Source organism: Leisingera daeponensis DSM 23529 (assembly GCF_000473145.1).
GTDB classification, from domain to species: domain Bacteria; phylum Pseudomonadota; class Alphaproteobacteria; order Rhodobacterales; family Rhodobacteraceae; genus Leisingera; species Leisingera daeponensis.
Genome location: NZ_KI421500.1, coordinates 1,846,625 through 1,860,648, shown reverse-complemented (window position 1 = coordinate 1,860,648; position 14,024 = coordinate 1,846,625). Strand labels below are relative to the sequence as shown.

The following is a 14,024-nucleotide window of genomic DNA, read 5'->3' as shown; positions in this document are numbered from 1 at the left end:
GCGGCAGCCGGGGCCGCCTCCACGGCTGGCGCCGGAGCATAGCCGTTTGACCCCGGCGCCGGTGCTGTTATTGGTTGCGCCGGATCGGGAAATGAAAGTCACAGCACATGAGCACCGGCAGTCAGCACCAGGGCGCGGGCACGCTGCCCGCCAGCCCGAACGGGCGGCAGGCAGTGCTGCTGCGCAAGCGGTTTGACGATGGCCTGGCCGCCGGCAGCCCGTTTGCGGCATGGGCGGCTGTCTGGAAAAAGATGCTGCTGGTGCAGGACGGCTCAGCCACGCTGATCTGCGAGACACTGGCCGGCGGGCCGGTGCAGCTGGATGTTCTGCACCAGAAGGTCACGGCGGACGTTCCTGCCGGGGTCAGGGCGCATCTGCCGGGCACGTCGTTTATTGAACGCCAGGTCTGCATGTCGCACCAGGGCGAGGTGATGATGGACAACCTGACCTATGTCGCGCTGGAGCAGCTCGACCCGGAGGTGCAGCGGCACCTGGAACAGGGGCTGGCGCCGATCGGCTACATCTTTGATATCAAGCTGACCCGCAAACGGCCGGTGCCGTGCCCGGAAGGGGTGCTGTCCCGGCTGTGGCAGCGCTGCGGCGTGCCCGACCCGGAGGCGGCCAGGACGTATGTCCTGGAAATCGAAAACACCTCCTGCATGCTGATCACCGAAACCTACCGCTCGGGCATGATGCAGGGGCTGCCGCTGGCGGGGCCGGGGGCGCAGACCGCCTGACGCGGCCGGTGGCGCGCGCACCCGTCTGGCCGGTGCTGTCACATGGCTTGCGATACCTGCCGCGCAAGTTCCGCCAGCGCGCGCGACAGGGCGTCGGCAGCGGCTGACGGGCCGGTGCCGTTGACGGGCACCAGAATGTCAAAGGGTCTGACGAATTCGCGCACGGTGCCTTCGGGCGAGGAGACCGCAAACTGGCCGGTCAGCGCAAACACCCCGTCGGCGCGCGCATAGGCCTGATCAACCCGCACATCCAGCCGCACATCCGGGCCGGTGTTCAGCGGCCAGGGCTCAACCGCGGCGGCGGCGCCGGTGCGCTGGTTCAGCCCGCGGGCCAGCGCCGCGGTCATGCCGCGGGCGGGGTCGTCCGCCCATTGCGCCCCGCCGAGGGCAAACAGCGCGCCGCCGTCTCCTTCGGCGACGATTTCCGACGCCGCGGCATAGGAGGGCAGGGAGACCAGCCGCACCTCGATCGTGCGGGAGCGCAGGTTTGCCACTTTCTCGCCCGGCGCTGCGGAAATCAGGTAGCGGGCGTCATTGGAGGGGCCGCAGGCCGCAAGCAGGGCAAGGGGGGCCAGTAAAGTCAGGGCTTTTATCATATTACTTTCCAAACAGCAGGGAATTCGGATCGCGTTCAATCTTGCGGGCCAGCTGCGAGACCGCGCGGGCGGCTGTCTTGACCTCGCGCAGGGCGTCCAGCGTCTCGGAGTTGAAGCTGGAGCGGGCGCCGTAGGAGGCGATCAGCGCCTCGGACTGGGCGACCAGCCGCTCCAGCCGGGCAGACAGGGCCGGCAGGCCTTCGGCGGCAGCGGCCACCGCATCGGCGGCGCCGCGGGCGGAGGCCATGGTGGCGTTGGCATTGTCCACCAGCCCACCCTGGCGCAGCGCCTCCAGGGTGGCGCGCACCTCGTCCAGTGCGCCGGTCAGGGCAGGAGGCAGATCGCGCGCCTCCTCGGTGCCGATCAGCGCATCGGCGCTGTTCATCAGCTGGCTGGCGGAGCGGATCAGCTCTTCGGCTTCCAGCGAATTGGCCTTCGCCGCCAGGTCGCGGAAGTCGCTGACCAGGGCGGGAAGCTCATCCGATGCTGCGGCAAGGCTGGCGGCGGCCTTGCTGCCCTGCTCCAGCGCGGCGCTCAGATTGGCCGCGGCATTGCCCTGCTGCACCTCCGTCAGGATGGCGCGCAGCTCCGTCACCGCGGCAGTCAGCTCCGCCGGCAGGGCGCGGGTGCCGGGATCCGCGACCAGCGCGCGGGTGTCCTCCAGCAGCGCCACCGCGGCGGCGGGAACCTCGCGGGTGCTGTCGGCAGAGGCCAGGTCTTCAATGCTGGCCAGGGTGGCGATGGCCTGGGCCATCAGCTCCTCAACGGGCAGCTCGCTGATACGCTCCATCGCGCCTTCGGCGGTGGCGGTGAAATCGGGCAGGTCGGAGGGGGCGCTGGGCAGCTCGGGGAAGGGTTCCGCGCTTCGGTCGAACCGCGCCGGCGCGGCTTCATCCAGCGTAACCAATTCAACAATCAGTTCCGAACTCAGCAGTCCGGCCGCGGCCAGCCGGGCCCGCAGACCGCCGTCGACCGCCTGTTCCAGGAAATCCAGGACCTCCGCTTCTCCGGCGCCGGGCGGAAGCCCCATCAGGGCAGGCTGCAGAAGCAGTTTGGCGATCAGCCGAACCTCGGGCTCGTCGTTCTGGTTCTGGATGGCGGCGTTCAGGGTGCTGACTTCGCCGACCTTGACGCCGCCCAGCCTGACGGCGGCGCCGCTGGCAAGCCCGGCCACCGACTCGTCAAAGGCGACAGCCACTGATACGCCTTCCGACTGCGAGCGCGCAAACGCTGTGCGGCGGGCGGCGGCCTCGTCCTCATGAATGTCGAACACCGTGTCCTTGCCCACTGGTTTGCCGCCGTCGAAAACGGTGTCGAATTCGATGCCTCCGGCCACCAGCGAGGCGATGCTGTCCACGTCCAGCGACAGCCCGCTGGCACCGAAGGAGACTGAAAAGCCAGAGGTGTCCCAGAACCGGGTGGCGGAGTTGATGCGGCGGTCATGCGGGGCGTCGATGAAGGCATCGACAACAACGCTGTCGCCGCTGGCCGTCAGACGCGGCTGCTCCAGCCGGCCGACCTCAACGCCGCGGAACAGCACCGGCGCGCCTTCCGAGATCATGCTGCCATTAGGGGTGCGCAGGGTGATGCGCCGCCCGTCCCGGCCCGGCTGCACCAGCGGCGGCCCGTCTACGCCCTCGAAGCGGGTGGCGGCCACGCCGGGCTCCTGATCCCAGGTGCCTTCGATATAGACACCGGACAGCACCGTGCTGAGGCCGGAAATGCCGCGCGTGCTGACCTCCGGGCGGACCACCCAAAAGGCGGCGTCCTGATCGAGGTAGGGGGCAATCTTCTTGTCGATGCGGGCCCAGACAGTGACCTTGCTCAGGTCTTCGGTAAAGCCGAGCTCCTCTACCTGACCGATCGCCACATCGCGGTAGCGCACCGCGGTTTCGTTGGCCACAACGCCGGAAGCGTTCTCGAAAGTGATGCGGATCAGAACTCCCCGGCTGGAGTATGCCTGCCAGGCAACGCCCAGCGACACCGCCAGCGCCGCCAGCGGCACCAGCCAGACCAGCGAGAGGTTGCGCCACGGCGACGGGCGCTGCGCGGAGACTTTCATCGTGGCGGGTTCGGGCGTGCTCATTCAAACTCTCGCTTTTCCGCGTTCCAGATCAGGCGCGGATCAAAACTTTGGGCTGCCAGCATGGTGAAGGCAACCGACAATGCAAAACTGACCGCTGCAATCCCCGGGGTGACGGCAGCGGCGAAATCCAGCTGAACCAGGGCAGTCAGGATCGCCACGACAAACACATCAATCATCGACCAGCGGCCGATAAATTCGACGACCTCATAAAGCACCAGCCTGCCGTGGCTGCCAAGGGCCGCGGGCCTGCGGACCGAAACCGCCAGATAGCCGATGGCGAGAAACTTGGCGAGCGGGATCACGATGCTGGCAAAGAACACGATGAAGGCCACGCCGTAGGAGCCGTGGCCGAACAGCTCCACGATGCCGCCGAGCAGCGTGTTCTCGGAGGCGCGTCCAAACGTGGTGGTGCGCAGCATCGGGTAGATATTGGCGGGGACATAGGCGATCAGCCCCGCCGCCAGCCAGGCCCAGACCCGCTGCAGGCTGTAAGCGGAGGGCGGGGTCAGCGCGCTGCGGCAGCTGTAACAGATCTGCGCGCCGCCTGGATTGACGGCCCCGCAGGTGCGGCAGCCGGTCAGCCCGGCTTCGGCTGCGGTCAGGAACCGCGGCGGGTTTTCAGGGTTTTCCATACGGTCAGCCTGCAAATGGAACTGTCGGTCAGGATGGTCACCACCAAAAGCGCCGCGAAGGCCCAGAAGGCAGGCCCCAGCCCGACCCGTGCGAGGCCGGACACTTTGACCAGAGCGACCGCGACACCGATGATGAATATCTCTGCCATCGCCCAGGGCTTCAGCCGCTCTGCCCAGCGGTAGACGGCGGCCGCATGCGGGGCAGGGTGCCAGCCCAGCGCCATCGGCGCCAGAGTGTAGACCAGGGCGCCGTAGCGGGCCGCGGGCAGCAGCACGATCAGCAGGCCCGTGGCCAGCGACAGCGGCGCCATCGGTCCGCGGGAAAACGCCAGCACCGCATCCAGCACCGAGGCCCGGTGCGACAGCCCCTGGGCCTGCAGTTCCAGAAACGGGAAGCCGGCCGCAGCCGCCAGCAGGATCAGCGCCGTCAGGGACAGCATCGCAATCCGGGTCATCGCCCCCGATTTGGGCGCCGCCAGCACCGTGCCGCAGCGGGCGCACCGGGCGACGGTGTGCTTGGCCACCTCCTGGTCGCGGTGCAGCACGTCACAGGCAGGGCAGGCGATCAGCTGTTCCGGGTCCATCTTATCCTTGTCCGCTCAAGCAGCCGGCCGCAGCGCGGCGCTCCATCTGCCGCAGCCTGCAGCACCGGGCTCTTCTCGCCCGCCGGCAGGTAACGAAGGCGTTGGCATTCATAACCACAAAGGATCGGTCCGCAACACTCAAAACATGCCTCTTTTCCTGGAAATGCGCGCAGGAGATAATTATCGCACCCTTGCAGCGCCTGCCCCGGCCGCAGCGTCCGGGGGAGCCTTCAGCGTCCGCGGGTCCTGCCGCCGCAAGCATGCCCGCGAATCCCGGCCGGCACACCCGTGAAGCCCGGGCAGGATGCCGGCCGCGCTGGCCAATGCGATCCCTTGCAGGGGCCGATGATATTTTGCCTATATGCAAGACTCTAGCCTGGCTGTACTGGGTCGGCAAGCCAGCCGCGCACCGCCTCCGGCGGCCCGGCGGCAGCATGTTTGAAAACGGATACGGCACCTTATAGGTTCGAAGCAGATGATTGATCCCCATTGGCGATGACGCCCGTCCGCCGGACACTGGTACCGGCGGACGGACCAGCAGAACCTGTCAGAAAATCCCTGCAGAGCAGGGCCGAAACCCATCCAACCGCCGCCTGCGCCAGCCGCGCCGCTGCTGCGCGGCAACCTGAAAAGGACACCACGTGAAAATTGCCATGCTTGCCCGCAATGCCAACCTGTATACCCACAAGCGCCTCAAGGCCGCGGCAGAGGAGCGGGGGCACCAGCTCGACATCATCGACACGCTGCGCTGCTACATGAACATCGCAACCCGCCGCCCGGAAGTTTATTACAATGGTGAGCAGCTGAAGGGCTATGACGCCGTGATCCCGCGGATCGGCGCCTCGGTCACCTTCTATGGCACGGCAGTGCTGCGGCAGTTCGAAATGATGGGGGTCTACCCGCTGAACGAAAGCGTCGCCATCGGCCGGTCGCGGGACAAGCTGCGCTCGATGCAGCTGCTGGCGCGCGACGGCGTCGGCCTGCCGGTCACAACCTTTGCCCATGACCCCAAGCAGACCGAGGAAGTGCTGAAACTCGCCGGCGGCGCGCCGATCGTGATCAAACTGCTGGAGGGCACCCAGGGTATCGGCGTGGTTCTGGCCGATACCCACCGGTCGGCCAAGTCGGTGGTCGAGGCGTTCCGCGGCGCCGGCGTCAACATCCTCATGCAGGAGTTCATCAAGGAGGCCGGCGGCACCGACATCCGGGCGATCGTGATCGGCGGCAAGGTCGTGGCCGCGATGAAGCGCACCGGGGCCGAGGGCGACTTCCGCTCGAACCTCCACCGCGGCGGGTCGGCTCAGGTCGTGAAACTGACGCCGGAAGAACGCGCCACCGCCGTGCGCGCGGCAAAGACCATGGGCCTGAACGCCTGCGGTGTTGACATGCTGCGCGCCAATCACGGCGCGGTGGTGATGGAAGTGAACTCCTCCCCCGGCCTGGAAGGGGTGGAAAAGGCCACCGGCCTGGATATCGCCGGCAAGATGATCGAGTTCCTGGAAAAGAACGCCAAGGCAGGTGCCACCAAAACCAAGGGCAAGGGGTGAGCGCATGAGGGGGCGGCAGCATTTTACCATCGGCCGCGCCAGAGTGGCGCCGGGCTCGCGGCTGACGGTCGACCTGCCGGTCAGCGTCCTGTCCGATCACACGCCGGTGACCATGTCAGCGCATGTGGTGCATGGCCGTCAGGACGGGCCGACGGTCTTTGTCAGCGGCGGCGTGCATGGCGACGAGGTGATCGGGGTGGAGATCATCCGGCGGCTGCTGCGGGCGCCGAACCTGACGACGCTCAAGGGCACGCTGATTGCGGTGCCCATCGTCAATGCCTTCGGTTTCATCAACCATTCCCGCTACCTGCCTGACCGGCGCGACCTGAACCGGGCGTTTCCCGGCAGCGAGCACGGCTCGCTGGCCTCGCGTATGGCGCATCTGTTCATGAGCGAGGTGGTCGCCCGCTCGGATCTGGGGATCGACCTGCATTCGGCGGCGGTTCACCGGACCAATTACCCGCAGATCCGCATCTCGCCCGACAACCCGAAAACCCGGGAGCTTGCCGGGGTGTTCGGCGCGCCCATCGTGATGCAGTCGCCGCTGCGCGACGGCTCTTTGCGCGGTGCGGCCAGGGAGATCGGCAAGGACATCCTGCTTTTTGAGGCGGGCGAGGGCCTGCGGTTTGACGAGCTGTCGATCCGGGCCGGGCTGGCCGGCATCCTGCGGGTGCTGCGGCACATGGGGATGGTTCCGGCCAAGGGCATTTCCAAACCCAAATCGCAGCCGCAGTTCTGTGCCTCCAGCAAATGGCTGCGGGCGCCGATGGGCGGGCTTCTGAGGGTCTACAGGAATGACGGGGAACTGGTCCGGGAAGGGGAGCTGATGGGGTCGGTCTCGGACCCTTTCGGCGAGCAGGACAAGGAAATCCTGGCCCCCTTCGACGGGCTGATTGTCGGCCGCGCGGTAATGCCCGTCGTGAACGAGGGCGATGCGGTGTTCCATCTGGGAAGGGTTCCCTCCTTCAGAAAGGCAGAGGATTCGGTCGAGGACATCAGCGCCCAGCTGGAGGACGATCCGATGTTTGACGAGGATGAGATCCTGTAACCCGCCCGGCAGGGCGGGCCTCCCGCCGGGGTTTTCCCGGCCAGCGGCAACTTTTTCTTGCCGCAAGGAAGGCGATGCGCTACGCGCGCCTAACCGGTCCCGCAAGGGCTAAGAGGGAATCCGTGGTGCCTGCCGGGCGCCAAACGGAACTGCCCCCGCAACTGTAGGCGGCGAGTGCTGTGCCATCGTGTCACTGGATCCCAGCGGTCCGGGAAGACGGCCCAGACGATGACCCGCCAGTCAGGAGACCTGCCGGTAGAGAAACCGAAGCACACCGGGCGGGGTTGTCCGGGGAGGTTGCCGGCAGGATGCGCCGCCGCGATAAGGCGCCGCAGAGGAAGGGCTCAGACCCTCCGCACCGCCGGTCAATGCCCTTTCACCCGTTCTCCGGTCATTGACACATGGAGATCGACTAAAATGTTCCTGCGTTCCGGCCTGATTGGCCTGTCCTTCACCCTTGCGGCACAGGCCGCGGCAGCTGATGAGACCTTTCCGCTGACCATCGAAAACTGCGGCCAGTCCCTCACCTTCGAAACCCCCGTGGCGTCCTCCGTAACCGTTGGCCAGGCGGCCACCGAAGTGCTCTATGCGCTGGGGCTGGGGGATAAGGTGCTGGGCACCTCGGTCTGGTTCAACGACGTGCTGCCGGAATATGCCGAGGTGAACGCCAAGGTCGAGCGTCTGGCGGACAACGACCCGAGCTTTGAAAGCGTGGTCGCCAAACGCCCCGGCCTAGTGGCGGCGCAGTACGAATGGCACGTCGGTCCCGAAGGCATCGTCGCCAAGCGCGAGCAGTTCCATGACCTCGGCATCCCGACCTATGTGCTGCCCGCAGATTGCGCCGGCAAGGACAACACCACCGGCGGCGACGGCACCCGGACAGAAATGTTCACCACCGAGAGCCTGTATCAGGGCATCGAAGAGCTGGCGGCGATCTTCGGCGCGGCCGAAAAGGGCGCGGAGCTGGTCGCCGGCTACAAGGCCCGCGAGGCTGCGGCGGTGGCCAAGGCGCAGGAGGTTTCTCTGAAAGACGCCTCCGCCGTGTTCTGGTTCTCGTCGCCTGAGATGGAGAGCGACCCGTTCGTGGCCGGCCAGAAAGGCGCGCCGGGCTACATGATGCAGCAGCTGGGCCTGCGCAATGTTATCGAGACCGACGAGGAATGGCCGACCGTCGGCTGGGAAACCATCGCCAAGGCCAACCCGACGGTGATCGTGATTGCCCGCATGGACCGCCGCCGGTTTGCCGCCGATGATTACGAGAAGAAGCTGGAATTCCTGCGCACCGATCCGGTCGCCAGCCAGATGGACGCCGTGAAGAACGGCCGCATCGTGGTGATGGATGCCCAAGCCATGGACGCCACCATCCGCGCGATCCCGGCGCTGGAGGATCTGGCCGCTGAACTCAGCGCGATCGGCAACGGCGCATGAGCGCAGCCGCCGCACTTGCCTGGCAGGGCATCCGGGGCGCTTGCCTGGCCCTGCCGGTGCTGGCTGCGGCGGTTCTGGCAGGCGCAATGATCGGGGAAACCTCGCTTGCGCCTGACCTCGTCCTGTCCGTTCTGGTCAACAAACTGGCCGGCGCAGGCCTGCCGGTGGACCCGGTGGACCAGGGCATCATCTGGAGCTACCGGCTGCCGCGGGCGCTGGTGGCCGGGGCCTGCGGCGCGGCGCTGGCGGTGGCGGGCGTGGTGCTGCAGGCGCTGCTGCGCAACGCGCTGGCGGATCCTTACATCCTTGGCATTTCCGCCGGTGCCTCGACCGGGGCGGTGGCGGTGACCATTGCTGGCCTCGGCGGCGGCGCGTTGTCGCTGTCCTTCGGCGCCTTCAACGGCGCGCTGCTGGCGTTTGGTTTTGTCGCCGTTCTGGCGCGCGCCGCCGGGGCGGGCAGCAGCCGGGCGGCAGCGGCCCAGATCGTGCTGGCGGGCATTGCCGGCTCGCAGCTGTTCAACGCGCTTACCGCCTTCATCATCGCCAAATCCGCCAATGCCGATCAGGCGCGCGGCATCATGTTCTGGCTGATGGGCAACCTCAGCGGCGTGCGCTGGCCGGATGTGTGGCTGGCGGTGCCGCTGGCGCTGGCGGGCTGGATGATCTGCCGGTTCCACGCCCGGGCGCTGGATGCCTTCACCTTCGGCACCGATTCCGCCGCGGCGCTGGGCATCCCGGTGCGGCGGGTGCAGGTGGTGCTGATCTTTGCCACCGCGCTGATGACCGCTGTGATGGTGTCGATCGTCGGCTCCATCGGATTTGTCGGCCTGGTGATCCCCCACGCGGCGCGGTTCCTGGTCGGCCCCGGCCACCGCCGCCTGATGCCCGCCGCCGCCCTGACCGGCGCGGTGTTCCTGATCGGCGCCGACATCGTGTCGCGTATCATCATCCCCGGCCAGGTGCTGCCCATCGGCGTCGTGACCGCGCTGATCGGAGCGCCGGCCTTTGCCATCATTCTGGTGCGCGGGCAGAGGACGGCGCGATGAGGATCGAAGCCCGCAGCCTGTCCTTCGCGGTGCGCGGCAAGGCGCTGCTGTCGGATGTGTCGCTGATGGCGCAACCGGGGGAAACGCTGGCGCTGGTCGGCCCCAACGGCTCCGGCAAATCGACGCTGATGCGGCTGCTGGCGGGGCTGGCCCGGCCCTCGCAAGGCGACGTGCTGTTGGCGGAGCAGCCGCTGGCCCGGCTGTCGCGCCGGGAAATCGCCCAGCGGATCGCCATCGTCGAGCAGCAGGCCGACACCGCGGAGCGCATCACCGCGCGTTCGGTGGTGGAGCTGGGCCGCACCCCCTGGCTGTCGGCGCTGCGGCCGTGGAGCGAGGAAGACACCCGGCAGGTGGACAAAGCCCTGCGGACGGTTGAAATGGAGGCATTTGCCCAGCGCGAATGGGCCACCCTGTCGGGCGGCGAGCGGCAGCGGCTGCACATCGCGCGGGCCCTGGCCCAGCAGCCGGGGCTGCTGCTGCTGGACGAGCCGACCAACCATCTGGACATCCACCACCAACTGTCGATCCTGAACTGTGTCCGGAACCTGAAGGTGACTGCCGTGGTGGCGCTGCACGATCTGAACCAGGCGCTGACCTGCGACCGGGTGGCGGTGCTGTCGGGCGGGCGCCTGGTGGCATCGGGCACGCCGCAGCAGGCGCTGACGCCGGACACGGTATCGGAGGTGTTCGGGATCACGGCCCGGCAGGTCCGGGATGCGGACGGCGGCGCGCCGCATCTGTCCTTTCACCTTGCCTGAACGGCGGCGGGCGCAGGCGCGCGGTTACCCCGGCTGATCCGGTGACAGGTCGCAGGACTGGATGAACCGGCTGCATTCCTCCGTCAGGGCCGCAAACCGGGAGCGTTCGCGCTGGTAGAGGTAGACCTCCCGCTTGTCCGGCAGATCGGCAATGGCGCGGAAGGCGGTGGTTTCCGGCATGAACCGGGCCACGGTCTGCGGCAGCACGGTCACCCATTTGCCGGTCCGCACCATGGTGATCAGCGAATGGGTGTTGTGGATCGTCACATCGGCGGCGCTGCTGGCCGCGACGAAGCGTTCGTTGCGGATCAGGCCGCACAGGGCGTTGCGGACAAAGCCGGGTCCGGTAACCTCGGCAATCGATGGCGGCCGCTCCTGCCGCAGAAGCGGGTGATCGGCGGAGCAGACCAGGCCGAACCGGTCCTCGAACAGCGGCACAGCCTTGACCCCGTTCAGCGGATGATAGCCGGACGCGATACCGATATCCGCCTTGCCCTCGGCCAGGGCGTCCAGAACCTGCTGGGTGTCGGTGTCGCGCAGCTCCACCTTCAGGCCCGGGAAGCGGGCGGTCATATGCTCCAGCACCGGCGGGAACACCAGTGCCGCCACCGAGGGCACCGACACGATGCGGATCAACCCGTGGGTCGCCTCCGCCGCCATTTCGATGCTCTGCACCGTCTGATCAAAGCGGCGCACCTGTTTCTGCGCCAGTTCAAAGACTTGCTCCCCCAGCGGCGACAGCTGGTTCTTGCGCTCGCCCTCGAACAGCTTCTTGCCCAGATGATCCTCCATCTGCTTGAGGGTCATGGAAACAGCTGACTGCGTGCGGCCCAGCCGGTTGGCGGCCTCCGACAGGTTTCCGGTCTGCGCCACGGTGCAAAAGGCGCGCAGCATTTCGATCTTCAGGGCCATGGCTTCAGGATTGTTGAAATTGCGTTCAGTTTATTGAGTTTGACTGATGCTGGGGCCGAAGTCCATCCTGCTGCAAACCTGAATTTCAGCATCTGGGGCTTCTCTGTGACCAAACTGAACCTGATTGCCGGCGAATGGCTGGCGGGCGAAAGCGAAATCGAAAACCGCAATCCGTCGGATCTGAGCGATCTGGTCGGCATGTTTGCCCAGGCCAGCGCCGATCAGCTGGACGCCACGCTGGATCAGGCGCAGATCGCGCAGCGCGAATGGGCTGCCTACGGGCTGGAGCGCAAGCAGGCGGTGCTGATGAACATTGGCAACGAGCTGATGGCCCGCGCTGAGGAACTGGGCACGCTGCTGAGCCGTGAAGAAGGCAAGCCGCTGGCCGAGGGCAAGGGCGAAGTCTTCAGGGCCGGCCAGTTCTTCACCTACTACGCCGCGGAATGCCTGCGCCAGATCGGGGAGAACGCCGATTCCGTGCGCCCGGGCATCGAGGTGGACGTGCGCCGCGAGGCGGTGGGCGTGGTCGCCATCATCTCCCCCTGGAATTTCCCCACCGCGACCGCTTCGTGGAAAATCGCGCCGGCGCTCTGCTACGGCAACGCAGTGGTCTGGAAGCCCGCGAACATCACTCCGGCCTCTGCCGTGGCTTTGACCGAAATCATCGCCAAGCAAGACATCCCCAAGGGCCTGTTTTCGCTGGTCATGGGGTCCGGCCGCTCGATCGGCCAGCGCCTTGCCGAAAGCCCCAAGGTGAACGCGATCTCCTTCACCGGCTCGGTGCCGGTGGGCAAGGGCATTGCCGCCGCCGCCATCCAGAACCTGACCAAGGTGCAGATGGAGATGGGCTCCAAGAACGCGCTGGCGGTGATGGACGACGCCGATCTGGATCTGGCGGTCACCCTGGCGCTGGGCGGCGCCTTCGGCGGCACCGGCCAGAAATGCACTGCCTCCTCCCGGCTCGTGGTCCACGCAGCCGTTCACGATGCCTTTGTCGACAAGCTTGTCGCCGGGGCGCAGGCCATGAAAGTGGGCCACGCGCTGGAAGAGGGCGTGCAGATGGGGCCAGTGGTCAGCGAGCAGCAGCTGAACGAGAACCTGGCCTATGTTGACCTTGGCACATCCGAAGGCGCGGAGCTGGCCTGCGGCGGCCAGCGTTTGGAAATGCCGCACGAGGGCTTTTACATGTCCCCGGGCGTGTTCCTGAACACCACCAACGATATGCGCATCAACCGCGAGGAAATGTTCGCGCCGCTGACCAGCGTGATCAAGGCCGGCAGCTATGACGAGGCGCTGGCGGTGGTGAACGACACCCGCTTCGGCCTGACCTCGGGCATTGTCACCCGGTCGCTGGCCCGCGCCACCCATTTCCGCCGCAACGCGCGCACCGGTGTGGTCACCGTCAACCTGCCGACCGCAGGCACCGACTACCACGTGCCCTTCGGCGGCCGCGGCGACAGCTCTTATGGCCCGCGCGAGCAGGGCAAGGCGGCGGCGGAGTTCTACACCACCGTCAAGACCGCCTACATCAGCGCCGGCCAGCCGGTCTGATGCCCGCCTGCCGCCCGGCCTGAACTTTTCCGGCGAAACGCCGGATACAGCGCCCGTCCTGCCCCCGCAAACCTTCGGACGGGCGCTGACCATCCTTGAACGAGGTGCCTGAATGACCGGCTACCGTATCGACTGCCTGCAATATGCCAACTGGTCGGAAAAGATCTTCCGCCAGCTGCGCGAGGGCGGCGTGGACGCGATCCATGTCACGATTGCCTATCACGAGACTTTCCGCGAGACGGTTCTGAACTTCGAAAAGTGGAACCGCTGGTTCGAGCAGCACCCGGACCTGATCATGAAGGGGCAGTGGGCCAGCGACATCGACAGGGCCCGCGAAACAGGCCGCACCGCCGTGTTCTTCGGCTTCCAGAACCCCTCGCCGATGGAGGACGACATCGGCCTGATCGAGATCCTGCACACCCTCGGCGCCCGCTTCATGCAGCTCACCTACAACAACCAGTCGCTGCTCGCGACCGGCTGTTACGAGGCTGAGGACACCGGCATCACCCGCATGGGCCGTCAGGTGATCAAGGAGATGAACCGGGTGGGTCTGGTCGTGGACATGAGCCATTCCGCCGACCGCTCCACCATCCAGGCGGCGGAGATTTCCGCCCGTCCCATCGCCATCACCCATGCCAACCCGCATGAATGGTCGCCGGCCCTGCGCAACAAGAAGGACGATGTGATCCGCGCGGTCACCGGCCATGGCGGTATGCTGGGCTTCTCGGTCTATCCGCACCACCTGAAGGATAAATCGGACTGCACCCTGCAAAGCTTCTGCGAAATGATTGCCCGCACTGCCGACAAATACGGGGTGGAGCATCTCGGCATCGGCACCGACCTTTGCCAGGACCAGCCTGACAGTGTGGTGGAATGGATGCGGGTCGGCCGTTGGACCAAGGACATCGACTACGGCGAAGGATCAGCCGCCGCGCCGGGCTTCCCGGAAATGCCCGGCTGGTTCAAGGACAACCGCGACTTCGGAAACATCGAGGACGGCCTGCGCGCGACGGGCATGAACGATGACGAGGTCAGCGGCATCATGGGCGGGAACTGGTACCGGTTCTTCGCCGAAAACTTTGGCCCAAAGGGATAGGTC

At 66.7% G+C, this 14,024-nt stretch carries 13 protein-coding genes and 1 riboswitch; of the genes, 8 read left to right on the top strand and 5 right to left on the bottom strand.

Features of this window, described 5'->3' with window-relative positions:
* Window positions 1–107 precede the first annotated feature (107 nt).
* Window positions 108–737: a chorismate--pyruvate lyase family protein gene (locus DAEP_RS0109510; protein ID WP_027244489.1), complete on the top strand. Its 630-nt coding sequence runs from the start codon at window positions 108–110 to the stop codon at window positions 735–737.
* Between the two features lie 38 nt (window positions 738–775).
* Here the strand turns inward: DAEP_RS0109510 and DAEP_RS0109505 are convergent, their stop codons facing one another.
* From DAEP_RS0109505 to DAEP_RS0109490, 4 genes are read right to left on the bottom strand one after another with little or no spacing between them, the layout of a single operon-like run.
* The gene (locus tag DAEP_RS0109505) at window positions 776–1,333 is read right to left on the bottom strand and encodes a PqiC family protein (RefSeq protein ID WP_027244488.1); all 558 of its coding nucleotides are present in this window, start codon (window positions 1,331–1,333) and stop codon (window positions 776–778) included.
* A gap of 1 nt (window position 1,334) precedes the next feature.
* A complete protein-coding gene (locus DAEP_RS0109500) occupies window positions 1,335–3,419 on the bottom strand; it encodes an MlaD family protein (protein WP_008555422.1) in 2,085 nt (694 codons plus the stop codon).
* The gene (locus DAEP_RS0109495; RefSeq protein WP_008554792.1) at window positions 3,416–4,051 is read right to left on the bottom strand and encodes a paraquat-inducible protein A; all 636 of its coding nucleotides are present in this window, start codon (window positions 4,049–4,051) and stop codon (window positions 3,416–3,418) included. The genes DAEP_RS0109500 and DAEP_RS0109495 overlap by 4 nt, the downstream gene beginning before the upstream one ends.
* The gene (locus DAEP_RS0109490; RefSeq protein ID WP_027244487.1) at window positions 4,018–4,635 is read right to left on the bottom strand and encodes a paraquat-inducible protein A; all 618 of its coding nucleotides are present in this window, start codon (window positions 4,633–4,635) and stop codon (window positions 4,018–4,020) included. Before DAEP_RS0109490 ends, DAEP_RS0109495 begins: the two co-directional genes overlap by 34 nt.
* A 641-nt stretch (window positions 4,636–5,276) precedes the next feature.
* Here DAEP_RS0109490 and rimK point away from each other — a divergent pair.
* The 5 genes from rimK (at window position 5,277) to DAEP_RS0109465 (ending at window position 10,462) form a co-directional block, all read left to right on the top strand.
* Window positions 5,277–6,182 carry a 30S ribosomal protein S6--L-glutamate ligase gene (gene rimK / locus DAEP_RS0109485; RefSeq protein WP_008555803.1) on the top strand — a complete coding sequence of 302 codons (906 nt, stop codon included), beginning with the start codon at window positions 5,277–5,279 and terminating at the stop codon, window positions 6,180–6,182.
* 4 nt (window positions 6,183–6,186) lie between these two features.
* A complete protein-coding gene (locus tag DAEP_RS0109480) occupies window positions 6,187–7,230 on the top strand; it encodes a succinylglutamate desuccinylase/aspartoacylase family protein (RefSeq protein WP_008557188.1) in 1,044 nt (347 codons plus the stop codon).
* A 77-nt stretch (window positions 7,231–7,307) separates the two neighbouring features.
* A riboswitch (cobalamin riboswitch) is annotated at window positions 7,308–7,501 on the top strand.
* A 146-nt stretch (window positions 7,502–7,647) separates the two neighbouring features.
* A complete protein-coding gene (locus tag DAEP_RS0109475) occupies window positions 7,648–8,658 on the top strand; it encodes an ABC transporter substrate-binding protein (RefSeq protein ID WP_027244486.1) in 1,011 nt (336 codons plus the stop codon).
* Window positions 8,655–9,704 (top strand): FecCD family ABC transporter permease, encoded by a 1,050-nt coding sequence (locus DAEP_RS0109470; RefSeq protein ID WP_008554126.1) that lies wholly within the window; start codon window positions 8,655–8,657, stop codon window positions 9,702–9,704. Before DAEP_RS0109475 ends, DAEP_RS0109470 begins: the two co-directional genes overlap by 4 nt.
* A complete protein-coding gene (locus tag DAEP_RS0109465) occupies window positions 9,701–10,462 on the top strand; it encodes an ABC transporter ATP-binding protein (RefSeq protein WP_008554602.1) in 762 nt (253 codons plus the stop codon). The genes DAEP_RS0109470 and DAEP_RS0109465 overlap by 4 nt, the downstream gene beginning before the upstream one ends.
* A 24-nt stretch (window positions 10,463–10,486) precedes the next feature.
* Here DAEP_RS0109465 and DAEP_RS0109460 read toward each other — a convergent pair whose 3' ends face one another.
* Window positions 10,487–11,374 carry a LysR family transcriptional regulator gene (locus tag DAEP_RS0109460; protein ID WP_027244485.1) on the bottom strand — a complete coding sequence of 296 codons (888 nt, stop codon included), beginning with the start codon at window positions 11,372–11,374 and terminating at the stop codon, window positions 10,487–10,489.
* 105 nt (window positions 11,375–11,479) lie between these two features.
* Here DAEP_RS0109460 and DAEP_RS0109455 point away from each other — a divergent pair, with 105 nt between their 5' ends.
* Window positions 11,480–12,925, top strand: coding sequence for an aldehyde dehydrogenase family protein (locus tag DAEP_RS0109455; protein ID WP_027244484.1), 1,446 nt, complete (start codon window positions 11,480–11,482; stop codon window positions 12,923–12,925).
* A 112-nt stretch (window positions 12,926–13,037) separates the two neighbouring features.
* The gene (locus DAEP_RS0109450; RefSeq protein ID WP_027244483.1) at window positions 13,038–14,021 is read left to right on the top strand and encodes a membrane dipeptidase; all 984 of its coding nucleotides are present in this window, start codon (window positions 13,038–13,040) and stop codon (window positions 14,019–14,021) included.
* Window positions 14,022–14,024: the final 3 nt, after the last annotated feature.